Genomic DNA, 23376 nt, shown 5'->3' with positions numbered 1-23376 from the left:
GCATCGAACCCGCTCTCCCGAAGCGAGTGTAGGAGGAGTGACGAGATTTTCCAAGTGAGCGCTGGACACCGTCATAGCTCGCTAAAAACAAAAAACCGGCCACGAGGGCCGGTTTTTGCAAAGTCACGTCGGAAAAGCTTATGCGCTTTCCTTCGGCGTCAGAACCTGACGGCCGCGATACATACCGGTCTTCAGATCGATATGGTGCGGACGGCGCAGTTCGCCGGAGTTCTTGTCTTCAACATAGGTCGCAGACTTGAGACCGTCAGCCGAGCGGCGCATGCCACGCTTGGACGGGCTTGTTTTTCTTTTTGGTACAGCCATTTTTGTTACTCCACTTAAGCGGCGAAACAACGGAACCGGCCAGAACCAAAGGCCGAATGTCGGATGTCTCGATATCGGAAATTTGGCGCGCTTATACATGCCCAAACGGGCTTTGACCAGCCCTGACGCGCATTTTTTCCGATTCGGCAAAAACCATGCGGCAAACTGCCCTCAGGCAATGCCAATCATGCTTCACCTTCTATCGAAAACAACCAGCTCCTTGAAGTGGTTCATATCCCTGAATTCACAGAAAGCCGGCGGACGCATCTCCATAACTGGCGCCGCGGCGCGCAGCTTTTCCAGTTCCTCGTCAAGCATCGCCTGCCAGCGCGGCAGGCACTCAGGCTTGAACCAGCTGATGATGTAGGACAGGGTGATGTGAAACTCGTAGCTGTCATGATCAGGATGGCGATATCCGAAGAAATCGGCGAATGCATCCCGCCACAGGGCCACAATGCGATCATCCTCGGGCGTGGCTCCCGTCAGGACCAGACCTACCGGCCGCAAACCGGTGACCTGCATGTTGAATCCCGGCAGCGCCGGAAAAGCAGAAAGGCGGTCGCGATAATAGTCCGTCATCGTGTCGATCGGTGTATCAAGCGGCATTGTCTGCGGCCAATAGGGCAGAGCACGCCGAAACTCGATGATGCCCTGAAACACCGTCATGTGCAGGCTGGAAGCCGGTGTGAAAGCAAGCTGGGATGCCTCCGGCATATCCAGGAAGCGCCGACGCGTCGCAATGATCGCGTTTTCGGTCTGCGAGCCCCCGACAGGATGGCAGACGACCGTATTGCCCGGCTCAGGCAGAAACTCACCATTCTCATTAAAGCGGCTGCCGAGATGGCGCGGCGGCTGATCATGACAGGCAGCAGAAATATAGCCGAGATCTTTCGAGACGAGCGGGGCGTGCATGGGAAACTCCTCGTGAAGGGTTTCCTCTAATCCGTGCACGCGACACAGCCATGACATAGACCGGCCAAAAGCCGGTCAATGCGCCTCGTCCCAGTTGTCAGCCGCGCGGGCATCCACCTGCAATGGCACCTTCATGGAGATTGCCGGCATGGCCGCATTTTCCATGACCGAGACGACGACGGGCAGAGTTTTCTCGATTTCCGCTTCATCGACCTCGAAGATGAGTTCGTCATGCACCTGCAACAGCATGCGGGCGGACAGGTTTTCAGCCTCCAGCGCCGGTTCGATACGGACCATGGCGCGCCGTATTATATCCGCCGCGGAGCCCTGGATCGGGGCGTTAATGGCGGCGCGCTCGTTGAAGGCCTTCACGGAAGGGTTGGACGAGCGGATTTCCGGATAATGGGCGCGGCGGCCGAAAATCGTCTCGACATAACCGTTCTCACGGGCGAAAGCCTTTGTCGCCTCCATGTAGTCGCGGATGCCGGGAAAACGCTCGAAATATTTCTTGATATATTCGCCGGCTTCAGAACGGGCGATACCGAGCTGGTTGGCGAGACCGAAAGCCGAAATACCGTAGATAATGCCGAAATTGATGGCCTTGGCGCGGCGGCGCACTTCCGAGGGCATGCCTTCGACAGGCACACCAAACATTTCCGAAGCCGTCATGGCATGAATGTCGATGCCGTTTTCGAAGGCGTTGCGAAGCTGCGGAATATCGGCGACATGGGCCAGCACGCGCAGTTCGATCTGGCTGTAGTCGGCGGAAAGAAGCTTGTGGCCGGGCGTCGAGATGAAAGCCGTGCGGATTTTTCGCCCTTCCGCCGTGCGGACGGGGATGTTCTGAAGGTTCGGTTCCGAGGACGACAGACGGCCTGTTGTGGTGGAGGCCAGCGCATAGGATGTATGCACACGTTTCGTCTCCGGGTGGATATATCCCGGCAGAGCATCCGTATAGGTGGATTTCAGCTTCGTCAGCTGCCGCCAGTCGACGATCTTGCGGGGTAGTTCAATACCTTCAGCCGCCAAATCCTCCAGCACCTGTGCCGAGGTCGACCATTGGCCGGTCTTGGTCTTGGAGCCGCCCGGCAGGCCCATCTTGCCGAACAGGATGTCGCCGAGCTGCTTTGGCGAGCCGATGTTGAAACGCTCGCCGGCCAGCTCGTAGATTTCCTCTTCAAACGCTGCCGCCTTCTGGGCGAGTTCGCCGGAAAGACGTGAGAGGATTTGCCGGTCGACGGTGATGCCACGCTCCTCCATATTCGCCAGAACAGGCACCAGCGGACGTTCCAGCCGCTCGTAAACCTTGGTCAGCCGTTCTGAAACAAGCCGCGGCTTCAGCGCCATCCACAGCCGCAAGGTGACGTCAGCGTCCTCCGCTGCATATGCCGTCGCCTTGTCGATGTCGACAAAATCGAAGGTAACGCTCGACTTGCCCGATCCCGCCACGTCCTTATAGGGGATCGGCGTATGGCCGAGCCAACGTTCGGACAGCGAATCCATGCCGTGCGTCGCTTTGCCAGCCTCAAGCACATAGGAGATCAGCATCGTATCGTCGAAACTCTGCATGACGACGCCATGGCGTTTCATGAGCAGATAGTCATATTTGAGATTTTGCGCGACCTTCAGCACGGCCTCGTCTTCAAGCAAGTCCTTGAGACGGACCAGTGCTTCGTCAAAGGGCACCTGGCCTTCGGCGAGCCTGATACCATCGCTGAATAGATCGCCGCCGGAGCCAGTCTTGTGCGTCAAGGGAATGTAGGCGGCGCGTATATCGCTGCCCGAGGCATCCTTGCCATTATCGGCGATTGCCAGCGAAAACCCGACGAGCTCCGCCTGCATCGGATCAAGCGAGGTCGTTTCCGTATCGAACGCGACGACCCCCGTTTCCCGCGCCGCCGCAACCCAGAGGTCCAGCGTCGCAAGATCCCTGATCGTCGTGTAGGCGCTCGTGTCGATCTTGGCGGCGGCAAAAAGCGTCTGGCGGGCGGTGGCAAGATCAGCCGGCGCGCTGCCCTCCCCGACACCTTTCCGCGCCGGAATAGCGGGCGAAGCCGCAGTGCCCGTTACGCCAGCGGCCGCTTCGCCCGCAGTCGGAGCGGCCGGCGCATCGAGATCGGGACCATGGGCGTCAGCGCCCCACTGAACCGGCACATTGGCGGCCTCAATGGCGGAAGCATCGGTCTCTGTCGCTTCGGCAACCCGCCGCGTCAGCGTGGTGAATTCCATCGCCTTCAGGAAGGCAATGAGTTTCGGGCCGTTCTGAGGTTCCAGCACCAGTGCTTCAAGCGGCTGATCCAGCGGCACGTCGGTCCTCAGTGCCACGAGCTGTCTGGAAATACGAGCAAGTTCCGCATTGGCGATGATATTTTCCCGACGCTTCTGCTGCTTGATCTCACCTGCCCGGGCGAGCAGCGTATCGAGATCGCCGTATTCTTCCAGCAGTTGCGCGGCCGTCTTTGGACCGATGCCGGGGATGCCCGGAACATTGTCGGTCGAATCGCCGGTCATGGCCTGCAGGTCGATCATCTTTTCGGGACCCACGCCCCATTTCTCTATGACATCGGGGATGCCGATCTGCTTGTCCTTCATCGCATCGTACATGTGGACATTGGCAGTGACGAGCTGCATCAGATCCTTGTCGGAGGAGATGATGGTGACATCGGCCCCAATGGCCTCCGCCTGCCGGGCATAGGTGGCGATGATATCGTCCGCCTCGAAGCCTTCCGTCTCGATGCAGGGAAGGTTGAAGGCGCGCGTCGCCTCCCGTATCAGCCCGAATTGCGGCACCAGATCTTCCGGCGGCGCCGTGCGATTGGCTTTATAGAGATCATAAAGCTCATTGCGGAATGTCTTTGACGAATAATCGAAAATTACCGCAAAATGCGTGGGCGTCACGCCGACATCGGTGTTGCGGGCATCCTTCAGGAGCTTCCACAACATGTTGCAGAAGCCGGAAACGGCGTTGACCGGCAGCCCGTCCGACTTGCGGTTCAGCGGCGGGATGGCATGGAAGGCCCGGAAAATGAAACCGGACCCGTCAACGAGGAAGAGATGATCGCCTTTTTTCATGGGTAGCATGGATAGCGCGCCAGAGGCGAAAGGTCTATCGTCGAGATCGGATGCGAGGCTATATCTTTGATGATTTCTAGGGAAAAGCCGATGTCGAAAAATGCTGTCTTACAAACTTATTTTGGAGCGCTTTTATTCGCCACTGCGACAGGTCTTTTCGTGTGGTTCAACGGCGAGGATGGGGTTGCTATTTTTCAGAAGTCCCTGCTTGCACCACTTTATCTTCTGGCGACGACGGGACTGCGCCATTTTTTTCCAAGAGAACAAGACCACCGCCGTGGCATTTTGACGATGCTCGAGTATCATGCTCTCGAAGCGGCAGTTCTCGGTGTATTCTTGCTAATTGTCATTGATCCATTGCCCAACGATCTGCGCGGTCAGATCCTCTATTTCTGCCTGTTCGTCATAGTCGTAGGCGGCGCGAATTTTGCTTTAGGAATGCTTCAGAGAAGCAGACATGGTGAGAACCGTTAAATAGATATCACTTTAAAATTTCCCGGAGTTAGGGAGCCTACCTTGCGCGACCGTATAGTATCAGCATTAACAGGTGGGATCTCATTGACCGCCGCCACTGTTCTCCTCTCTTGGTTTGGAGGGAGTGATACAACGGAGATTTTTCATCACGGGCTGCTAGCCATGATGTATTGCACGGCTATCCAAGGGCTCAGCAGTTTTTCCGCCGTCGCATTGCAAAGCCCCGCTGGAACGGCCCTTTATCTTGTCGCCAACGCAGCACTTTTTACTGCGTTTCTCGTTCTGGCCATTTTGCCCTCAGAGCTTGGCGTCGGCCGCCAGGCACTCTTTTTTTTATGTACAACAGCTGCGCTTGCTGGAGTGGGTTTTGCGCTGCTTGTTTACGTGGAGCGCAGGAGGCGAGAGTTTTGAAACGCCGGCTCATACCTTACCGATTTGTAATCCATCTTTCCCTTGAAAAGCCGCATTTGCAGACACATTTCTTAGAGGACGGCGCCTGATCACGCCGTAGTCTGATAGCTGGCTCGTCCCCCGCCGCGTCAGACCGGACAAAGGCCTTTCCCCCTCTCCGGGCCTTTGTCCTCCAATATGACCGCCATGGCCGTCCCCTCCAGGCCATGGCGGTTTTATTTTGCGCCTGTTACCAGCTGGCAAAAACATATCGTGCGATATATATCGCACTATTGAATTGCCGGCGCCGCCTGGCCAAACTGTCTGAGGGACGGAGGAATGGGGTTTTCCCGGGATGAATCGGCCATCTATCTCGCCGCCAAAATGGCGCGGGAGTTCACTATGGCGCTGCAGAAAAGAGCCGCCGCATTGGGCTTCTCTCCCGGCCAATTCCCCATTCTCATCGAGCTCTGGCATGAAGAAGGGCTGACGCAAAGGCAGTTGCTCGACAGAATCGATGTCGAACAGGCAACGCTTGCTAACACGCTCTCACGCATGGAGCGCGACGGGCTGATCGTGCGAAAGACGCATCCCGCTGACCGCCGCGCCCAGATCATCGAATTGACGCAGCGCGGCAGGGACCTGGAAGCGAATGCCATTGCCGCTTCTGAGGCCACCGAAGACATGTTGCTTGCGGATTTCCGGCGTTTTGAACGCCAGCTTCTGCTGGAATATATGCGCCGCGCCATCGAGAGCGCAAAAAAAGCAAAATAGCGGTTCCAACTCGAAACCGCTTCGCAGTTTTCCTGAACTGCTCTATCGTTCCCGCGGCCGCGCGTTTGCCGATTCACGACACGCCGGCCCTTGTTTCCCGCGATGCGCGATGCCCGGATGTTTCGTCTTATCGCCGGGTCACGACAGACATGACAGGATCAGCGATGACAGACGTTTCCCCCATTCTTTCCACTGCCGATGACAATCTCACCTCCAGCCTCGAGCGACTGTTTGAACTCGTCCGCATTCCGTCGATTTCCACGGACCCCGCTTACAAGGCCGAGTGCCGCAAGGCGGCGGAATGGCTCGTGAGAACGCTTTCAGCGCTCGGCTTTACCGCCTCCGTTCGCGATACAGCCGGTCACCCCATGGTGGTGGCGCATCACGATGCGGCCAATGAAGACGCCCCACATGTGCTTTTCTACGGCCATTATGATGTACAGCCGGTCGATCCGCTCGATCTCTGGGAAAACGATCCTTTCGAACCCGCCGTCAAGGATATCGGCGCAGGCCGTCAGGTGATTACAGGACGCGGTACGGCGGATGACAAGGGCCAGCTGATGACCTTCGTGGAGGCCTGCCGCGCCTACAAGGCCGTGAATGGCGGCCTGCCGGTGCGCGTCACCATTCTTTTTGAAGGTGAAGAAGAATCCGGTTCGCCCTCGCTGAAGCCGTTCCTCGAAGCGAATGCGGAAGAGCTGAAGGCAGATTATGCCCTGGTCTGCGATACCGGCATGTGGGACCGGGATACGCCCGCCATTGCCGCGGCGCTGCGTGGTCTGGTCGGCGAAGAAATCGTCATCACCGCCGCCGATCGCGATCTGCATTCGGGTCTTTTCGGTGGTGCCGCCGCAAACCCCATCCACATCCTGACCGACATTCTCGCTGGCCTGCATGACGAGACCGGCCGCGTGACGCTCGACGGCTTCTATGACGGCGTGGAAGAAACGCCCGCCAATATCAAGGCTGCCTGGGAAACGCTGGGCCGCACCGCAGAAACCTTCCTCGGTGAAGTGGGCCTTTCGGTTCCCTCGGGTGAAAAGGGCCGCTCCGTGCTGGAACAGACCTGGGCGCGGCCGACAGCGGAGGTCAACGGCATCATAGGCGGGTACACCGGTGATGGCTTCAAGACCGTTATTGCAGCAAAAGCTTCCGCCAAGGTATCGTTCCGCCTTGTCGGCGAACAGAACCCCGCCGCCATTCGCGAAAACTTCCGGGCCTATGTACGCTCGAAAATTCCGGCTGATTGCTCCGTGGAATTCCACGAGCATGGCGCATCGCCGGCGATCCAGCTTTCATACGATTCACCCGTCCTGACCAAGGCGAAGAACGCCCTTTCGGAAGAGTGGCCCAAACCGGCCGTCGTGATCGGCATGGGCGGCTCTATCCCGATCGTGGGCGATTTCCAGAAGATGCTCGGCATGGATTCGCTGCTCGTCGGTTTCGGCTTGACGGACGATCGCATTCATTCGCCGAATGAAAAATACGACCTGCAGTCCTTCCACAAGGGCATTCGCTCCTGGATCCGCATTCTCGACGCACTGGCCGCGAAATAAAAAAGAGGAGGCGCCACTGGTCGGGCGCCTCCGCTCACTCCAAAAACAAAAAGGCCGGGCAAGCCCGACCTTTCCATCCGTTTTCCGTCAATGCCAGTACATCCGTGGTCAAAGCGGTTCAACGGTCTGATGTTTCAGAGCGCGTCGATTTCCGACGCTGCTTTCACAATCAGGATCATCTGTTTTGGTTAATCTTTGGTTAACGCAACAACAGCGGCATCTTAAGACGCCCCTGACAGTTTTCATCTAAACACTGTTGAACTCTATATCGGTATACGTACCGCCGTTTTCAAGACCCCGCCCGCCGGACTTCCTTCCAAAGAAAAAGGCCGGAAAAATCCGGCCTTTCAGTTCATGCAAGAAACCCTTTCGGGCCTGTTGCGTATCAGGCAGCGACGAGGTTGCCTGCGGACATCTTGCCAGAGCGGCGGTCCTGCATCAGCTCGTAAGAAAGCTTCTGGCCGTCGTTGAGGGCGGTCAGACCTGCGCGCTCAACAGCCGAGATGTGAACGAATACGTCCTGCGAACCGTCGTCCGGCTGAATGAAGCCGTAGCCCTTGGTTGCGTTGAACCACTTTACTGTACCAGTCGCCATAACGATTTCCTTCCGTTGGCAATTGTATTTGCGCTGCGAGCAGCGCGGTCTTGGGGTCGAATTTGAAGGAAAAGATCGTCGTGAGCGTCTGGAAAGACGCCGAAGCTCTGGTCGTCAAACAAATATCGATGGCGAAGTACCTAGGTTGGAAGGGGCTGAAAGTCAAGTTTCTTTGAACGAAACTATCGCATCAGGGGTCCGCCAGGGCTCGAAAAAGGAAGCGCCAAATAGCAAAAACCCGGCGCGGGAGGAGGTGCGCCGGGTTCTTGAAACTGACTGACAATTGGGAGGAGGAGTATTGTCAGTCCAATCGGGCGACGCTGGGAGGAGGAGTGCGTCGCTTCGATGTTTTGAACATACAACATCGCCGCTCAAAAAACAGACATTCTATCGCAGCGCAGCATTGCGATTATTGCATAGCTACGTCGTGACATCTTGAACAACCATTTCTAACCGCCTAACAAATACGCATGTCTATTCAATCCGTCAGAGCATTTTTTGCCGAAAAATCACCCGGGGTGACAATCATTGAAACGGAGGCCAGTTCGGCAACCGTTGCGCTCGCCGCTGAAGCACATGGCGTCGAGCCAGACCAGATCGCCAAAACGATCTGCCTCAAGGCGGGCGATGCAATTCTGCTCGTTGTCACCGCGGGTACGAAACGCCTCGACAACAGGAAATTCCGTGATCATTTCGGAACGAAACCGCGCATGCTGGGGGCGGACGAGGTGGTTGCGGTGACCAGCCATCCTGTCGGCGGCGTATGCCCCTTCGGCTTGCCGTCGCCTTTGCCTGTGTTTTGCGACATATCGCTGAGAGATTATCTTGAAGTGGTTCCGGCAGCCGGCGCTACCAATGCAGCGGTGCGGATTTCTCCCCATGTGATGGCCGAACTGACTAAAGCTGAATGGGTCGACGTCTGCCAATGACGCCGATTTGATCCGGCCTGGGCTTAACCCCGCCTTAAATTGCCGCATTTAAACTCTTCATCCTGGATTAAGGATCGCGCAGGCATAGACGCCTGAGGCCGACAGGGCACAGGCGGTCCCGCAAAAGGAGCGATTTCGGCTGGATGGCAGGCAAGGGTAGATCACGCGAACGGGTAGAACCCTCCTTCGGGGATTTCCACGAGTCCGGTGACGATCTGCGTCTTGACGCCAGCGAGCGCATCAGCGGCACTGCAAAACAGTCGCCGAAGAAACCGAAACAGGCTTCACGCCGACCCAAGGCGACGAAAAACGAAAAGCGCGCCCGCAGCACAGGTCGGGGGGCGACGGGTTTCATCCGGTCCCTCGTCTATTGGTGCATCGTGCTGGGCATTTGGGGCGGTATCGGGATTGCCGGACTTGTGCTTTATTATGGCGCGCGCATGCCGAGTGCCAGCAGCTGGTCCATTCCAGAACGTCCGCCGAATGTGAAGATCGTTTCCGTGAATGGCAGCGTGCTTGCAAACCGTGGCACGACCGGCGGCGAGGCGCTCGCGCTGGAAGACATGTCGCCCTATATTCCACAGGCTGTGATGGCGATTGAGGACCGGCGGTTTTATTCCCATTTCGGGGTCGATCCGCTTGGTCTCGGACGTGCCATCGTCACGAATGTGCTGACGGGGCGAACCGTGCAGGGCGGCTCGACACTGACGCAACAGCTGGCGAAAAACCTTTTCCTTTCGCCGGACAGGACCCTCGAACGCAAGGTTCAGGAAGTGCTGCTGTCCTTCTGGCTGGAGCACAAGTTCACCAAGGATCAGATCCTGGCGATGTACCTCAATCGCGTCTATTTCGGATCCAACGCCTATGGCGTCGAGGCGGCCTCGCGGCGCTACTTCAACAAATCCGCCCGCGACGTCAATCTGGGCGAAGCGGCAATGCTCGCCGGGCTTCTCAAAGCGCCCTCGCGCCTTTCGCCGGCACGGGACCCACAGGCAGCGGAAGAACGGGCGCAGGTCGTGCTGCAATCCATGCGCGACGTCGGTTTCATTACCGATGATGAGATCAAGACCGCCATGTCGCAGCCGCCGACCAAAGCGAAACGCTTCTGGTCCGGTGCCGAACATTACGCCGCCGACATGGTGCTGGAAGAGGTGCGCGGCCTGGTTGGCGAGGTCAAGCAGGATATCGTCGTCGATACGACAATCGATCCCGATCTCGAGCGCGATGCCGAAAAGGCGCTGACCCACGTGCTGCAGGGCGACGGCAAAAAACAGGGCGCCTCCCAGGCGGCACTGGTTTCCATCGATGGTACGGGCGCGATCAGGGCCGTGGTGGGCGGTGCGGATTATGCCGAAAGCCAGTTTAACCGCGCCGCCAAGGCAAAACGCCAACCCGGCTCGGCATTCAAGCCCTTCGTCTACGTCGCCGCCCTCGAATCCGGGCTTACGCCCTATACCATTCGTAATGACGGGCCTGTTCGTATCGGCAACTGGACCCCGGAAAATTATGAGAAGAAATTTCGCGGCGAAGTGACACTGGCCACAGCGCTGGCCAACTCCCTGAACACCATCGCCGCCCAGCTGGTGATGGAGGTCGGTCCCGAGCGGGTGACACAGGTGGCGCATCGCATGGGCATCGAATCGGAGCTGCAGAACAATGCCTCCATCGCGCTCGGCACTTCGGAAGTGTCGCTGATGGAACTGACAGCTTCTTATGCTCCCTTCATGAATGGCGGCTATAAAGCCACGCCGCACATCGTGAAGCGTATCACCGATGCCGATGGCAAGGTGCTTTATGAAAACAAATATGACAATCCGCCACGGGTGCTGAGCGAAGAAATTGCCGCCACGATGAACGGCATGCTGTCGCGCGTCATCACCGAAGGTACCGGCAAGGCCGCGCGCCTGCAGGGCTGGCAGGCAGCGGGGAAATCCGGCACCACTCAGTCTTTCCGCGATGCGCTCTTTGTTGGCTATACGAGCAATCTGACGACCGGCGTCTGGTTTGGAAACGACGACGGCACCTCCATGAAAAAGGTCACGGGCGGCGGCCTTCCTGCAAGGGCGTGGAAAGAGTTCATGACCGCGGCTCATTCCGGTCTTTCGCCTTCGCCCCTCTTCGGTCTTGGTGCAGGCGGCGTGCCGCCGCTCATGGATATGCAGCAACCGGCGCCGGAGAATGCGCCCTCCTCCATTGGCGACATCATTTCCAACGCGCTGGGCGGCGGAACGACTGATAACCGCGCCTATCCCGCGGCGCCGGCATCACCCGCCCCGAATCAGCCAGATGGGCAGCCGGGAGGGCTGACGCCGCCGGCCAATATTCCTTCGCGGGATATCGAACCCCGTTATTCCGCCGGCAACGGCCCTGTGCCGCCGGCCGATATTGGCGGTGAAGCGCCTGACGTGTCGGGACCGAAACAAACCACCCTGCTCGACATTCTGATGGGTCGCTGACAGGTTTTTAAATCGTCGCCAAGTCCCGGGAACGAAGGACGAAGCGACCGAGGTCCACGTCCTTCACCCCTTTCGTTTCACGCTTTTCGGTGGCCGAACCGGCCGCCGCCCCATCCACGGCGGCGAATCGGTGCCTGAAGCGCAACACCTGCGTGCATACGTTAACTTTAGATTGATATTTGCCCAGACGCGGCTACATTTCGGATGACTTTTTAGGGTAAATGAATTATTAATCGTTCATATAAATTAAATTTCTTCTATCAAAATAAGTTTTTCAGGATCCTATATTATGTTGGGTACTAAAGGCTCATCCCATGCCGTTTTTTTCGGCGATCCCTATTCCTCGGCCATCACTTTCGAGACACCGGAAACGCAGCCCTGCACTTTTGAGAAACGGGTATCTCCACTACAACGCGGCCAGTTCGCGCTCAAAAGAACGATGGACATTGCGGGGGCGTCCATCGCCCTCGTCGCACTGGCTCCCGTCCTGCTGACGGTGGCAGCGCTCGTCAAACTCGACAGCCGCGGGCCGGTCCTGTTCTCGCAGGTCCGCTGGGGCATGAATGGACGGAAGATTCGCGTCTATAAATTTCGCTCAATGAGAACAGACATGTGCGACGCCACCGGCGTGGCGCAAACAGTGAAGAATGACCCGAGAATAACCCGCATCGGCGCCATTCTCCGGCGCACGAATATTGATGAGCTGCCACAGCTCATCAATGTGCTCAAGGGTGACATGTCGCTGGTCGGACCGCGCTGCCATGCCATCGGCATGCTGGCGGCCGGCCGTCTCTACGAGGAGCTGGTTCCGCACTATCACCTGCGGCACCGGATGCGGCCAGGCATCACGGGACTTGCCCAGATGCGGGGCCTGCGCGGGCCAACGGATCGCAGCGACAAGGCAAGGGCACGCATCGTATCCGATCTTTATTATGTCGAAAACTTTTCGGTCTGGCTGGATGTCAGGATCATGGTCGGAACAGTGATTTCCGAGTTGCGGGGCGGCAAGGGCTTCTGATCTTCGAGAGGCAAGGCAAGATTGCGAAAAGAAAAGCCCGGCATCTCTGCCGGGCTTTTCTCATGAACTGTCGTCACCTTCAATTTGTCGGCGCGGGAGCTGCAGCCGGGTCCGGCAGCGGCGCCGGGTTCGCAGACAGCGTGCGGAGATAGGCAATAAGATCTGCTCTTTCCGTTTCTTTCTTCACACCCGCAAAGCCCATGGCCGTGCCTGGAACGTGCTTTTTCGGGGCTTCGAGAAAATAGTTGAGATGATCGTAATCCCAGTGCTCGGATCCACCCTTCGAGAAATCCTTCATCGCTGCGGAGTAGCTGAAACCTTCGTGGCTGGCGATCGGCCGGTTGACGACATCGAAGAGATTGGGGCCGACCTTGTTTGCACCACCACTCTCTCCGGTATGACAGCTCGTACATTTCTTGAAGACCGCTTCGCCCTTGGCGGCGTCCGCGCTGGCGAGCAACTGTGCGATCGGGGTGGCCGCAGCCGCCGCTTCCCCGCCGCCCGTTCCGCCGCTGCTTTCTTCCGCGACGATGGCGTAACCTTCCTTTTCGGGCGCGGGCGCATGGAAAATGCCCTCGGACGCAATCGACACCGACATCAGGACGAATACTGTACCCAGAAACGCCCCAACGCCCATATTAACATAAGAATTCATCTAAACGCGCTCCCTCGCATCCGCTCGATATAACGGGCATCTTGAAATTGCTCGAAAGCTATGGCTTTTGCACAGCCTGCGCAACTTGAATAATGCTCCCCACACCGTGACGTTTTGACACTTTTCGGGCGGGATTTGAAGGGTGTCGGATGAATAATCGGGATTTCGAGAAAGCTGTCGTCCTCATACCGGCGCGAATGGCCTCCACGCGCCTGCCCGGCAAGCCGCTTGCCGACATTGGTGGCAAGCCGATGATCGTGCAGGTTGCGCAGCGGGCACGTGAGGCCGGCGCGGAGCGAATCGTCGTCGCGGTCGATGACGAACAGGTATTTTCGGCGGTTCAAAATGCCGGTTTCGACGTGATGATGACGCGTGACGACCATCAATCCGGTTCGGATCGCATTTTCGAAGCGCTGCAGAAGGCCGACCCCTATGGCAAGGCGGAATATGTCATCAATGTTCAGGGCGACCTTCCAACCATCGAGGCGGAAACTATACGCGCCTCGTTGCGCCCGCTGGAGAACGCCGCCGTCGACATTGCGACACTGACGGTCGAAATCACCGACGAGGAAGAAAAAACCAATCCGAACGTAGTGAAAGTTGTGGGCAGCCCACTTTCCGAAACACGTCTGCGCGCGCTTTATTTCACCCGCACCACCGCGCCTTACGGCGAGGGGCCGCTTTATCATCATATCGGGCTCTACACCTATCGCCGTGCTGCGCTCGAGACATTCGTGAGTCTACCGCCCTCACCGCTGGAAAAGCGCGAGCGGCTGGAGCAGCTGCGTGCTCTCGAAGCGGGCATGCGCATTGATGCCGAGATCGTCCGCTCCGTACCGCTCGGTGTCGATACACCGCACGATCTCGAAAAAGCCCGCAAAATTCTTGCAAGCAGAACCCTTTAACGGACAGTCCCATGAGCTTGATCACCAATCGCATTGCCTTTCAGGGCGAATTCGGCGCGAACTCCGACATGGCCTGCCGCGACATGTTTCCGAACATGGAACCATTGCCGTGTCCGACATTCGAGGATGCGTTCAACGCCATTGAAAACGGCGAAGCCGATCTCGGCATGATCCCGATCGAAAACACTCTGGCCGGCCGCGTGGCGGATATTCATCACCTGCTGCCGGAATCGCGCCTGCATATCATCGGCGAATATTTCATGCCGATCCGCTTTCAGCTGATGGTGATGCCGGGCGTGAAAAAGGACGAAATCCGCACCGTCCACAGCCACATCCACGCACTTGGCCAGTGCCGCAAGATCATTCGTTCCAACGGCTGGAAACCCGTCATCGCCGGCGATACGGCAGGATCGGCAAGACTCGTTTCCGAAACGGGCGACCGCAGCATGGCGGCGCTTGCGCCGCGTCTTGCCGCCAGCCTTTACGGTCTCGATATTCTCGCCGAGAATGTCGAGGATTCGGAAAACAACGTCACGCGCTTCGTAGTGCTGTCCCGCGATGAAAACTGGGCCAAGCGCCAGTCGAGCGAAGAAATCGTCGTCACGACCTTCGTTTTCAACGTCCGCAACATTCCCGCGGCACTCTACAAGGCCATGGGTGGCTTTGCGACGAACGGCATCAATATGACGAAGCTCGAAAGCTACCAGCTCGGCGGCAAATTCGTGGCGACGCAATTTTATGCCGACATTGAAGGCCATCCCGATGACGAACCCGTGCGGCATGCGCTGGACGAGCTGCGCTTCTTCTCTGAAAAAGTCCGCATTCTCGGCGTCTACAAGGGCCATGCGATGCGCGGCAAGCTCAACCAGAGCTGAGCCTGCCGCGATCTCCTACTTCGGCCATTCCACCCAGTCGCGCATCAGGCGATGCGCTATGGCTCCCATGGGCGGCGCAGAAAGACCTTCGCCCGCCGGGGCCTCCAGCATCTTTGCCACCTCTTCCCGCGTGAACCAGCGGCAATCCTCAAGCTCGACCTCATCGCGTGCGATCTCAAAAGACAACGCCTCGGCATAACAGCCGATCATCAGCGTATGCGGCATCGGCCAAGGCTGGGAGGCGTGATAACGGACGCGGCCGATTTCGACGCCGGATTCCTCGTGCGTTTCACGGCGAACAGCCTGTTCGATGGTCTCACCCGGTTCCACAAAACCGGCGAGGCACGAATACATGCCCGGCGCAAAATGCGCTCCGCGGCCAAGCAGGCACAGATCGCGCTCGATATCGATCGTCATCATGATGACGACGGGATCGGTGCGTGGAAAAATAGTGTGGCTGCAGGCGGCGCAGATGCGCTTGTAGCCGCCGATTCGCAGCTCCATGGCCCCACCGCATTTCCCGCAAAAGCGGTTGTCGGCGTTCCAATGTGTGAGGCTGACGGCCTGGGCGACCTCGCTCAGCAATTCCTCTTCCAGCAGGTGATCGCGATAAAGCGTGCGGGCGTCGGCAAGCTTGTAGTGGCTCGCCAGCTGGTCTTCGGCCACGGCAACCGGAACGGCGATTCGCGGTTCGCCGGTCTCCCGATATCCAAGCAGGACGGCATTGTCGAAATCCGGCTGCAACTCGGCCAGCTCATAGGCGGAAAACAGGGGGTCGATGACCTGTTCGTCATGCTTCAGGACAAGCCGGCTGCCCGAAAAGGCGAAAATATGAGTGCCGTCGACTTTCAGGGCATCGGCAACGCATTCCTCCGTCCGCTTTTCCGCGAAACGATCGAGGGCATTTTTGGAAAAAGCCGTCAGCAGACTTGCTTCGGGATGGGGGGCAGTGGTTTCAAAAATTTTCATGGAAATCATCAGAGTGCGCCGGAGATTTTTTTCATCAAAGTTTCCTTTTCGCCCGCGGCATAAGGCACGGGCGTCCCGTGACCCCAGATGGGGCCGGGCCAGCAGGTGTCGCCTTCATTGCGGGCGATAATATGGACATGCAGTTGCCGGACGATGTTTCCCAGAGCGCCCACATTGATCTTGGTGGCCGCGGTAATTTCTTTCAAGGCGGACGCGACAAGATTGGTCTCGAATGTCAGAACGGCCTGATCAAGCGGAGTAAGATCGAACAGCTCGCTGACGCCCTCTCGCTGCGGCACCAGCACCAGCCATGGCCAGCGGCTGTCATTTTGCAAACGCAATTCACATAGCCCCAAACGCGTCACGAGCACGCTATCGCGCGCCAGTCTTTCGTCCAGCTGGAATGTCTCCAAGGTGTCCTCCATGTTTGTTTTCATTGTGATAGCAGTTTTTTGAATGCTTGGCTTGCATTTGCTGTCGATATTGCCGATATGTGGCCCCGGGAGGTTGGTGGTGGACGAGCCACTCGCCAACCGGGTCAGGTCCGGAAGGAAGCAGCCCTAACGAGCCCGGCACGGGTCGCCGTGCCAGCCTCCCACCTTTTAAAAGACGTGCTCAGCTTTCGCCGGGCCAGTTCAGCGCCCCAAGACAAACTGGCAAAACAAACTGGCGAGGCGATGAACGACAGCGTACCCACCATATCAAGCGAATCCCAGGTCGGGACCGGCTATCGGGTACTGGCGCGCAAATATCGCCCGAAGGATTTTTCCGATCTGATGGTCGGACAGGAGCCGATGGTCCGCACGCTGACAAACGCGTTCGAGACCGGACGTATTGCGCAGGCCTATATGCTGACCGGCGTCCGCGGCGTGGGCAAAACGACCACGGCCCGCATTCTCGCCCGAGCGCTGAATTACAAAACCGACACCATCGACAAGCCGACCATCGATCTGCGCATTCCCGGTGAACATTGTCAGGCGATCATGGAAGGTCGCCATGTCGACGTGATCGAGATGGACGCCGCCTCCCATACCGGCATCGACGATATTCGCGAAATCATCGAACAGGTGCGTTATCGCCCTGTCTCGGCGCGTTACAAGGTCTATATCATCGACGAAGTGCACATGCTGTCGACGCAGGCTTTCAACGGCCTGCTCAAGACGCTGGAAGAGCCGCCGGAGCATGTGAAGTTCATCTTCGCCACAACGGAAATCCGCAAGGTTCCGATCACGGTTCTGTCACGATGCCAGCGTTTCGACCTGCGCCGCATCAGTGCCGCCGATCTCGTCGGCCTTTTTACCGCCATCGCCGGCAAGGAAGGTTTCGAAGCCGAACCGCAGGCGCTTTCGATGATCGCCCGCGCGGCGGAAGGGTCTGCCCGTGACGGCCTGTCGCTGCTCGATCAGGCAATCGCCCATGGTGGTGGCCGGGTGGAAGCTGAAGCGGTACGCGGCATGCTCGGTCTTGCCGACCGGGCCCGCATCGTCGATCTCTTCCAGCATGTCGTCAAAGGCGATGTCGCGGCCGCTCTGTCGGAATTCAACGGTCAATATGAGGCGGGCGCGAACCCGGTTGTGGTCCTTAACGATCTCGCCGATTTCACCCATCTCGTGACCCGCATGAAATATGTGCCGGATGCAGCGGAAGATCCGTCGCTTTCTGAAATAGAACGCGTGCGCGGTGCGGAATTTGCCGATACGATTGCGGTCACCGCGCTTTCGCGCATCTGGCAGATGTTGCTGAAGGGCATACCGGAAACGGAAAATGCCTCGCGCCCGGCCGGCGCTGCCGAAATGGTTCTCATCCGGCTGGCGCACGCTGCCAATCTTCCCGCACCCGAAGATGCTGCCCGGCGCTTGCTGGAGCTTTCGAACGGTGACGGGGGTTACGCCAATGGCGGACCTTCCGGTGGCGGCAATGGCGGCGGTGCTCGCGCCTATTCGTCAGCACAGACCGTGGCCGCGGGACGACCTGTCGATCTTACCACCCAGCGCCAGGCAACGCCACAGACCTCCGCCATACTGCGCGCCATTCCAGATAGCCGCCCGCAGGAGATGCAGGTCGCAGCACCGAAAACGGAGGAGCGGCCGGAGCCGAAAGTTCCCGTCAGTTCCGTGCAGGATATTGCCGATCTGTGTCAGAAGAACCGCGATCCCGTCATGCGGGCGAAAGTGCGCAACTTTGTACGGCTGGTACGGTTGGAGCCCGGCCGGCTCGATATGCGCCTCGGGGAAGGTGCCCCCGGCTCCCTGCCCGGCGAACTTGGCGTCAAGCTCAAGGAATGGACTGGCATCCACTGGATCATCAGCCTCAGCAAGGAGCAGGGGGAACCGACCCTTGTCGAGGCTGAGGGCAACGCACGGGACGCGCGTCTTGTCGATGCACGCCAGGACCCTGATGTGGCTGCCATCCTGGCGCAGTTTCCCGGCGCAAAAATTACCGACGTGCGCATCCGCGCCGCCGCACAGGATGAGGCTGAAGAGATCGCGCCGCCATCGGTTGCCGAATCGAGTGAAGGCGACATCCTTCCCGGCGACGACATCGAGTTTTAAACAAAAAGAACAGGAGATTGGCACATGCGTGACATCATGGGCATGATGGGCAAGGTCAAGGAAATGCAGGCCAAGATGGAGAAGGTGCAGGAAGAAATCGCTGCGCTCGAAATCGAGGGGCGTGCTGGCGGCGGTCTGGTAACCGTCATTCTGAACGGCAAGGGTGAAATGCGCGGCCTGAAAATCGATCCCTCGCTGTTGAAGGAAGACGAGGTGGAAATCCTTGAGGACCTGATCGTCGCAGCGCATAAGGACGCCAAGCAGAAAGGCGAAGCGCAGGCGCAGGAAAAGATGGCTGGGCTGACCGCCGGCCTGCCGCTGCCGCCCGGCATGAAGCTGCCGTTCTGATATAACCGATCTAAAGAGAGGGCGAAGCGCATGGAGCGGGCGCCCTCCTTGTCCCATGACGGCTTCAAGCTTCCAGCATCGCGCGAAACCGGCTCGCCAGCGGCGTTTCCAGAAAGGCCCGGCGTTCGGCTGCGTTGAGCTGCATGGGGCGAAAGCGCTGCAGAATGGTCGGTATTGGCAGCTTTAATCCCTGATAGGGTTTGAACACGATAGCCTCCCCGGCAGCCAACATGCCGCCTTTCAGCACCCGGCAGTAGAACCCCGGTTGGCCCGCCCGACGGAAACGCAGTGCGAAATCGGGATCGCCGATGCGAACCGACAGGGTGGCGCAGGGAATGCGGGCGGCGGTCACTTCCAGCTCAACGTCATTTGCCGAGAACCTGTCGCCAACGTGGAGTTTTGCGCTGTCGACACCGTCAAGAACGAGGTTCTCACCAAAAAACCCGGGTTCGACCGCAAAGCCCAGAGAGCGGGACCAGAAGTCGAGATCGGCGGAGCCCATGACGTAAATCGCCTGATCCGGCCCGCCGTGATGTTTGCGATTGCAGACGGCGTCACTGACGATGCCTTCCGCATCGACCATGACGGGACCCTGCACGGCGTGTTTGAAGATGCCCGTCTTCGTGGTCTTTCCCGGCAGCCTTTTCGCCTCGCCCCGGCACACCGCCCTGATTTTCATGAACAACCCTTTGCGCTTCATGATTCCCGTTTCCCGATTTATGCAGTAGAAAGCGCTCATGGCAAAACGAGTCACCGGCCCCGAAATCGAAAAACTGATCCAGCTCCTGGCAAAAGTGCCGGGGCTTGGGCCCCGCTCGGCGCGGCGGGCAGCACTGCATCTCATCAAGAAGAAGGAACAGCTTCTCGGGCCGCTGGGCCATGCCATGGGCGAGGCCTATGACAAGGTGAAGATCTGCTCCTGCTGCGGCAACGTCGATACGATAGACCCCTGCACCGTCTGCGCCGACGACCGGCGCGACCAGTCGGTCATCATCGTGGTGGAAGATGTGTCTGATCTCTGGGCGCTGGAGCGGACGGGTGCGATGAACACTGCCTATCACGTGCTGGGGGGCACTCTGTCGCCGCTCGACGGGGTCGGGCCGGAGGACCTGAACATCAAGGGCCTGATCGACCGTGTGAGCGCCGGCGGCATCCGCGAGCTCATCATCGCCGTCAATGCGACGGTGGAAGGGCAGGCAACCGCCCATTACATCACCGACCGCCTCTCCGGTCTCGACATCAAGATCACCCGGCTTGCGCATGGCGTGCCGGTGGGCGGTGAGCTCGATTATCTCGACGAGGGCACCTTGACGGCCGCGCTTCGGGCGCGAACGACAATCTGAAGTCCCCCCCCGTCATTCAAAGAGGAGACCGAATGCGAAACCGTCTTGCCCCGAAGGCACTGGCTGCCCTTCTTTCCGTTTTTTCAGCAACGACGGCGTTGGCGCAATCGGCACCGACAGGAGCAGCGGCAGCCCGATATGATGCCGAATTTAATGCCTGGCTGAAAAAGGAAATCTGGCCGGAAGCGCGCAAGGCCGGCATTTCGCAAAGGACGCTTGAGGCCACGCTCAGCGGTCTCTCCATCAGCTGGAACCTGCCCGATCTCGTCATTCCCGGCCAGAAGCCGCCGAAGGAGCAGAGCCAGAGCCAGGCGGAATTTTCCTCGCCCGGCGCCTATTTCTCGGAAAAGCGGCTGCAGGGTCTTGCCGCCACCGGGCGTTCGCTTGCTTCCACCCACCGGGCGACGCTGCGCCGGATAGAGGCGAAATACGGTGTGCCGGGTGATATCGTCGTTGCGATCTGGGGCCGCGAATCCGGTTTCGGCCGAGCCAAGCTGCCGCATTCCGTGGTCGATGTGCTGGCGACGAAAGCCTATATGTCCACCCGCAAGGAGATGTTCCGCACCGAGCTGATCGATGCGCTGAAGATCGTCGAGAGTGGCGATATCGCGGCCTCTCGCATGATGGGCTCCTGGGCCGGCGCGCTCGGCCAGCCGCAGTTCATGCCGTCGAGCTATCTGAAGTATGCCGTGGACTTTGATGGCGACGGCCACCGCGACATCTGGAACTCCGTGCCGGACGCGTTGGCATCCATAGCTAACTATCTTTCTCAGCGTGGCTGGCAACGCAATCGCGACTGGGGTTTCGAAGTCTCGATCCCCGCCAATGTTTCCTGCGCGCAGGAAGGGCCTGATCTCGCACGACCTGTGGCGGACTGGGCGAAAATGGGCATCACACGCATTTCCGGAAAAGCCTTCCCGGCCAATGACCTCTCTGCCGATGGCATGATGCTGGTCCCGGCTGGGCGGCATGGGCCGGAATTTGTGGTGACGCCGAATTTCTACGTCATCAAGGAATATAATAATTCCGATCTTTATGCGCTTTTCATCGGCAATCTCGCTGACCGCATCGCCCACGGCGCGGGGCCGTTCCAGGGGGAATGGGGCAATGTCGGATCGATGCTGCGCTCGGATGTTTTAGCGATGCAGAAGGCGTTGGTCGCCAAGGGCTACGATGTCGGCAAGGCAGATGGCCTCGCCGGTTTCAAGACGCGCCGCTCACTCGGGGACTGGCAGTTGAAAAACGGGCTCGCTCCAACCTGCTTTCCCGATGCGACGTTGAAGGCGAAGCTGAAGTAGCGTTGCTGGCAGCGTGTGAAAACCTCTCCTCCGTCATGCTCGGGCCGGTCCCGAGCATCTGCAACCGATTGATTTAATGATAGGTGTTTGGATCCTCGGGACAGGCCAGAGGATGACGGGGAGAGTGTGGGAAGGGCATCGCCACTCACTTACCCATCGTCTCTCAATGCTGATCGGTATGAGGCTTGTGAAAGATATCGTCGGTCGGCGGGATGGTCTGACGTTCGATCATCCGGTGCACCCGTGGCCGCGTCTTGCCGCGGTGAAGCTCCAGCAGCCGGTCCCAGGCCTCTGCATCTGCCTGGGTGCGGCGGTGATTATGGCGGACATATTCCACCCAGGTCGGCACGTGGTAGCTTTCCGTCCAGATGTCGGGGTTTTCGAGATCCCGCATCAGGTTCCAGTTGCGCGCGCCGTCACGAATGCGAATGCGGCGGCGCTCGGCCATCAGCGGCAGGAATTCGCCGAGATCCTCGTCATGGATTTCGTAGTCGATGAGGATGGCGATGGGCCCGCTGCGCGGCTTGATGTCCAGTCTCAGCGGCGGCTCCACGAAACGGTTGAGCGGATCGAGATTTAGCGAGGCAAAGGCTGGCATGGCGAGCTTGAGGCCGACGACGACGCCAAGCAGCATCAGTGCGCAGGAACAGAGCAGCGAATAGGAAATGCCGTAATCTTCCGCCAACTCACCCCACAGCCAGCTGCCGACCGCAATGCCGCCGAAGGTGAGCGTCTGGTAAAGCGAGAGCGCCCTGCCAACCACCCATCGCGGGGTGGAGAGCTGGACAATGGTATTGAAGAGCGACAGTGCCAGCACCCAGCAGGCGCCGGCAACGGTCAGCACCAGTGACGTGATGATCGCGCTCGTGCTCACCGCCGTTACGCCGGCGCTGAAGGCGAAGCCTAGAAATGCGACGCGCACGATCCATTCGCTGGACAGCACCTCGCGCAATCTCGCGCTGATCAGCGCACCGCCAATCGCGCCGACGCCGAAGGCACCCAGCATGACGCCATAGGTCAGCGGGCCGCCTTCCACGAGATCGCGGGCGACGATGGGCATCAAGGCGAGGATGGCGCTGGCTGAAAGGCCGAAAAGGAAGCCGCGCACCAGCACCTTGCCGATATTGGGCGACATCGCCACATAACGCATGCCGGCCGAAATGGCGGCCAGAAGCTGCTCCCGCGGCAGGGTCGAGGCATATTTGGGCGGCTGCCAGCGAAACAGGGCGTAGATCAGCGTGAAATAGCTCAGCGCATTCACGAAAAATGCGGCGGCCGCACCGGCGGCGGCGACGATGATACCGCCGATGGCCGGGCCGACACTGCGGGTAATATTGAAGCCGACACTGTTCAGCGTGACGGCGGCAGGCAAATCCTCGCGCGGCACCATTTCACCGACGGATGCCTGCCAGGACGGATTGTTGAGGGCCGTGCCACAGCCGATCATAAAGGTGAAGAAAAGCAGAAGCCACGGCGTGAGCCAGCCGGACCAGGCAAAAACGGTAAGCAGCACGGACGCCGTCAGCATCAGCAGCTGCGCCGAAATCATGATGCGGCGGCGGTCGAAACTATCGGCCAGCGCACCTGAAATCAGCGAGAACAGCATGATCGGCAAAGAGGTGGAGGCCTGCACCAGCGCGATCATGTTTTCCGAACTGGAGAGCGACGTCATCATCCATGCGGCGCCCACCGCCTGGATCAGTCCACCGAAATTCGAGGCAAGGCTCGCGATCCAGATTCGTCTGTAAGTCAAATGCCTTAAAGGCGCGAGTGGCGATTTACGGTCAGGCACGCTCTGTCCACTTGATGCAACTGCGATTTATCAAACGGCAACTATAGACAGTGCCGAAAATCATGCCAGCCTTTCCCGCACGGGAAGGGTGAAAATATGGCCGAGGGCGCAGCGGAAGCGAGTCTACCCGCGAAAACCT

The 23376-nt window shown here is 58.8% G+C and carries 22 protein-coding genes and 1 other RNA gene; 14 read left to right on the top strand and 9 right to left on the bottom strand.

Annotation, left to right across the window (positions count from 1 at the left end):
- Nucleotides 1-138 precede the first annotated feature (138 nt).
- From rpmF to polA, 3 genes are all read right to left on the bottom strand, one after another.
- A complete protein-coding gene (gene rpmF, locus QE453_RS09520) occupies nt 139-324 on the bottom strand; it encodes a 50S ribosomal protein L32 (protein ID WP_003507205.1) in 186 nt (61 codons plus the stop codon).
- Between the two features lie 192 nt (nt 325-516).
- Nucleotides 517-1236 (bottom strand): DUF1868 domain-containing protein, encoded by a 720-nt coding sequence (locus QE453_RS09515; protein WP_184285121.1) that lies wholly within the window; start codon nt 1234-1236, stop codon nt 517-519.
- A gap of 75 nt (nt 1237-1311) precedes the next feature.
- Nucleotides 1312-4308 carry a DNA polymerase I gene (gene polA / locus QE453_RS09510; protein ID WP_184285735.1) on the bottom strand — a complete coding sequence of 999 codons (2997 nt, stop codon included), beginning with the start codon at nt 4306-4308 and terminating at the stop codon, nt 1312-1314.
- A 90-nt stretch (nt 4309-4398) separates the two neighbouring features.
- Between polA and QE453_RS09505 the strand changes: the two genes are divergently transcribed.
- The 4 genes from QE453_RS09505 to QE453_RS09490 all read left to right on the top strand — a co-directional run bounded on the left by QE453_RS09505 (nt 4399) and on the right by QE453_RS09490 (nt 7502).
- A complete protein-coding gene (locus tag QE453_RS09505; protein WP_184285120.1) occupies nt 4399-4782 on the top strand; it encodes a hypothetical protein in 384 nt (127 codons plus the stop codon).
- 42 nt (nt 4783-4824) lie between these two features.
- Nucleotides 4825-5193, top strand: a complete 369-nt coding sequence (locus tag QE453_RS09500; protein WP_184285119.1) for a hypothetical protein — start codon at nt 4825-4827, stop codon at nt 5191-5193.
- A gap of 318 nt (nt 5194-5511) precedes the next feature.
- Nucleotides 5512-5946 carry a MarR family winged helix-turn-helix transcriptional regulator gene (locus QE453_RS09495; RefSeq protein WP_035206501.1) on the top strand — a complete coding sequence of 145 codons (435 nt, stop codon included), beginning with the start codon at nt 5512-5514 and terminating at the stop codon, nt 5944-5946.
- Between the two features lie 164 nt (nt 5947-6110).
- Nucleotides 6111-7502 (top strand): dipeptidase, encoded by a 1392-nt coding sequence (locus tag QE453_RS09490; protein WP_006699824.1) that lies wholly within the window; start codon nt 6111-6113, stop codon nt 7500-7502.
- A gap of 385 nt (nt 7503-7887) precedes the next feature.
- Here QE453_RS09490 and QE453_RS09485 read toward each other — a convergent pair whose 3' ends face one another.
- Nucleotides 7888-8097, bottom strand: a complete 210-nt coding sequence (locus tag QE453_RS09485) for a cold-shock protein (protein ID WP_003492998.1) — start codon at nt 8095-8097, stop codon at nt 7888-7890.
- Between the two features lie 470 nt (nt 8098-8567).
- Here QE453_RS09485 and QE453_RS09480 point away from each other — a divergent pair, with 470 nt between their 5' ends.
- The 3 genes from QE453_RS09480 to QE453_RS09470 all read left to right on the top strand — a co-directional run bounded on the left by QE453_RS09480 (nt 8568) and on the right by QE453_RS09470 (nt 12500).
- Nucleotides 8568-9026, top strand: coding sequence for a YbaK/EbsC family protein (locus QE453_RS09480; RefSeq protein WP_153776437.1), 459 nt, complete (start codon nt 8568-8570; stop codon nt 9024-9026).
- 143 nt (nt 9027-9169) lie between these two features.
- Entirely contained in the window at nt 9170-11482 is a 2313-nt protein-coding gene (locus QE453_RS09475; protein ID WP_244405432.1) for a transglycosylase domain-containing protein, read from the top strand.
- Between the two features lie 289 nt (nt 11483-11771).
- Nucleotides 11772-12500, top strand: a complete 729-nt coding sequence (locus tag QE453_RS09470; protein WP_244405434.1) for a sugar transferase — start codon at nt 11772-11774, stop codon at nt 12498-12500.
- A 79-nt stretch (nt 12501-12579) separates the two neighbouring features.
- Here QE453_RS09470 and QE453_RS09465 read toward each other — a convergent pair whose 3' ends face one another.
- Nucleotides 12580-13155 carry a cytochrome c family protein gene (locus tag QE453_RS09465; RefSeq protein ID WP_045533163.1) on the bottom strand — a complete coding sequence of 192 codons (576 nt, stop codon included), beginning with the start codon at nt 13153-13155 and terminating at the stop codon, nt 12580-12582.
- 149 nt (nt 13156-13304) lie between these two features.
- On the opposite strand from QE453_RS09465, the gene QE453_RS09460 reads away from it, so the two are divergent.
- Together QE453_RS09460 and QE453_RS09455 are read left to right on the top strand one after the other, a co-directional pair.
- Entirely contained in the window at nt 13305-14060 is a 756-nt protein-coding gene (locus QE453_RS09460) for a 3-deoxy-manno-octulosonate cytidylyltransferase (RefSeq protein ID WP_004439098.1), read from the top strand.
- Between the two features lie 11 nt (nt 14061-14071).
- Complete coding sequence (locus tag QE453_RS09455; protein ID WP_004439096.1) at nt 14072-14935, top strand: prephenate dehydratase; 864 nt, start codon at nt 14072-14074, stop codon at nt 14933-14935.
- 15 nt (nt 14936-14950) lie between these two features.
- On the opposite strand, the gene nudC is transcribed toward QE453_RS09455, so the two are convergent.
- Nucleotides 14951-15913, bottom strand: coding sequence for an NAD(+) diphosphatase (gene nudC / locus QE453_RS09450; RefSeq protein WP_077986523.1), 963 nt, complete (start codon nt 15911-15913; stop codon nt 14951-14953).
- Nucleotides 15913-16341 (bottom strand): HIT domain-containing protein, encoded by a 429-nt coding sequence (locus QE453_RS09445; protein WP_006699828.1) that lies wholly within the window; start codon nt 16339-16341, stop codon nt 15913-15915. The genes nudC and QE453_RS09445 overlap by 1 nt, the downstream gene beginning before the upstream one ends.
- Before the next feature lie 65 nt (nt 16342-16406).
- Between QE453_RS09445 and ffs the strand changes: the two genes are divergently transcribed.
- The 3 genes from ffs (at nt 16407) to QE453_RS09430 (ending at nt 18804) form a co-directional block, all read left to right on the top strand.
- Nucleotides 16407-16503: signal recognition particle sRNA small type (gene ffs, locus QE453_RS09440), an RNA gene on the top strand.
- A gap of 78 nt (nt 16504-16581) precedes the next feature.
- Nucleotides 16582-18456, top strand: coding sequence for a DNA polymerase III subunit gamma/tau (locus QE453_RS09435; protein WP_309776968.1), 1875 nt, complete (start codon nt 16582-16584; stop codon nt 18454-18456).
- Nucleotides 18457-18480: 24 nt separating this feature from the next.
- Nucleotides 18481-18804: a YbaB/EbfC family nucleoid-associated protein gene (locus tag QE453_RS09430; RefSeq protein ID WP_004439084.1), complete on the top strand. Its 324-nt coding sequence runs from the start codon at nt 18481-18483 to the stop codon at nt 18802-18804.
- 64 nt (nt 18805-18868) lie between these two features.
- On the opposite strand, the gene QE453_RS09425 is transcribed toward QE453_RS09430, so the two are convergent.
- Nucleotides 18869-19504 (bottom strand): MOSC domain-containing protein, encoded by a 636-nt coding sequence (locus tag QE453_RS09425; protein ID WP_244405438.1) that lies wholly within the window; start codon nt 19502-19504, stop codon nt 18869-18871.
- Between the two features lie 37 nt (nt 19505-19541).
- Between QE453_RS09425 and recR the strand changes: the two genes are divergently transcribed.
- Both recR and QE453_RS09415 read left to right on the top strand, forming a co-directional pair.
- On the top strand, nt 19542-20147 hold the full coding sequence (gene recR, locus QE453_RS09420) for a recombination mediator RecR (RefSeq protein WP_003507177.1): 606 nt from the start codon (nt 19542-19544) through the stop codon (nt 20145-20147).
- Between the two features lie 32 nt (nt 20148-20179).
- Nucleotides 20180-21445 carry a lytic murein transglycosylase gene (locus QE453_RS09415; protein ID WP_244405440.1) on the top strand — a complete coding sequence of 422 codons (1266 nt, stop codon included), beginning with the start codon at nt 20180-20182 and terminating at the stop codon, nt 21443-21445.
- A 163-nt stretch (nt 21446-21608) separates the two neighbouring features.
- Here QE453_RS09415 and QE453_RS09410 read toward each other — a convergent pair whose 3' ends face one another.
- Nucleotides 21609-23237 carry an MFS transporter gene (locus QE453_RS09410; RefSeq protein WP_004439071.1) on the bottom strand — a complete coding sequence of 543 codons (1629 nt, stop codon included), beginning with the start codon at nt 23235-23237 and terminating at the stop codon, nt 21609-21611.
- Nucleotides 23238-23376: the final 139 nt, after the last annotated feature.

Source organism: Agrobacterium sp. SORGH_AS_0440, assembly GCF_031453135.1.
Lineage (GTDB): Bacteria > Pseudomonadota > Alphaproteobacteria > Rhizobiales > Rhizobiaceae > Agrobacterium > Agrobacterium pusense.
This window is presented reverse-complemented; position numbering and strand designations above follow the sequence as displayed.

Excerpts from the sequence above, each read along its gene's own strand:
- rpmF (WP_003507205.1), bottom strand. The coding sequence starts at position 324 with ATGGCTGTACCAAAAAGAAAAACAAGCCCGTCCAAGCGTGGCATGCGC.
- QE453_RS09515 (WP_184285121.1), bottom strand. The coding sequence starts at position 1,236 with ATGCACGCCCCGCTCGTCTCGAAAGATCTCGGCTATATTTCTGCTGCC.
- polA (WP_184285735.1), bottom strand. The coding sequence starts at position 4,308 with ATGAAAAAAGGCGATCATCTCTTCCTCGTTGACGGGTCCGGTTTCATT.
- QE453_RS09505 (WP_184285120.1), top strand. The coding sequence starts at position 4,399 with ATGTCGAAAAATGCTGTCTTACAAACTTATTTTGGAGCGCTTTTATTC.
- QE453_RS09495 (WP_035206501.1), top strand. The coding sequence starts at position 5,512 with ATGGGGTTTTCCCGGGATGAATCGGCCATCTATCTCGCCGCCAAAATG.
- QE453_RS09490 (WP_006699824.1), top strand. The coding sequence starts at position 6,111 with ATGACAGACGTTTCCCCCATTCTTTCCACTGCCGATGACAATCTCACC.
- QE453_RS09485 (WP_003492998.1), bottom strand. The coding sequence starts at position 8,097 with ATGGCGACTGGTACAGTAAAGTGGTTCAACGCAACCAAGGGCTACGGC.
- QE453_RS09480 (WP_153776437.1), top strand. The coding sequence starts at position 8,568 with ATGTCTATTCAATCCGTCAGAGCATTTTTTGCCGAAAAATCACCCGGG.
- QE453_RS09475 (WP_244405432.1), top strand. The coding sequence starts at position 9,170 with ATGGCAGGCAAGGGTAGATCACGCGAACGGGTAGAACCCTCCTTCGGG.
- QE453_RS09470 (WP_244405434.1), top strand. The coding sequence starts at position 11,772 with ATGTTGGGTACTAAAGGCTCATCCCATGCCGTTTTTTTCGGCGATCCC.
- QE453_RS09465 (WP_045533163.1), bottom strand. The coding sequence starts at position 13,155 with ATGAATTCTTATGTTAATATGGGCGTTGGGGCGTTTCTGGGTACAGTA.
- QE453_RS09460 (WP_004439098.1), top strand. The coding sequence starts at position 13,305 with ATGAATAATCGGGATTTCGAGAAAGCTGTCGTCCTCATACCGGCGCGA.
- QE453_RS09455 (WP_004439096.1), top strand. The coding sequence starts at position 14,072 with ATGAGCTTGATCACCAATCGCATTGCCTTTCAGGGCGAATTCGGCGCG.
- nudC (WP_077986523.1), bottom strand. The coding sequence starts at position 15,913 with ATGATTTCCATGAAAATTTTTGAAACCACTGCCCCCCATCCCGAAGCA.
- QE453_RS09445 (WP_006699828.1), bottom strand. The coding sequence starts at position 16,341 with ATGAAAACAAACATGGAGGACACCTTGGAGACATTCCAGCTGGACGAA.
- QE453_RS09435 (WP_309776968.1), top strand. The coding sequence starts at position 16,582 with ATGAACGACAGCGTACCCACCATATCAAGCGAATCCCAGGTCGGGACC.
- QE453_RS09430 (WP_004439084.1), top strand. The coding sequence starts at position 18,481 with ATGCGTGACATCATGGGCATGATGGGCAAGGTCAAGGAAATGCAGGCC.
- QE453_RS09425 (WP_244405438.1), bottom strand. The coding sequence starts at position 19,504 with ATGAAGCGCAAAGGGTTGTTCATGAAAATCAGGGCGGTGTGCCGGGGC.
- recR (WP_003507177.1), top strand. The coding sequence starts at position 19,542 with ATGGCAAAACGAGTCACCGGCCCCGAAATCGAAAAACTGATCCAGCTC.
- QE453_RS09415 (WP_244405440.1), top strand. The coding sequence starts at position 20,180 with ATGCGAAACCGTCTTGCCCCGAAGGCACTGGCTGCCCTTCTTTCCGTT.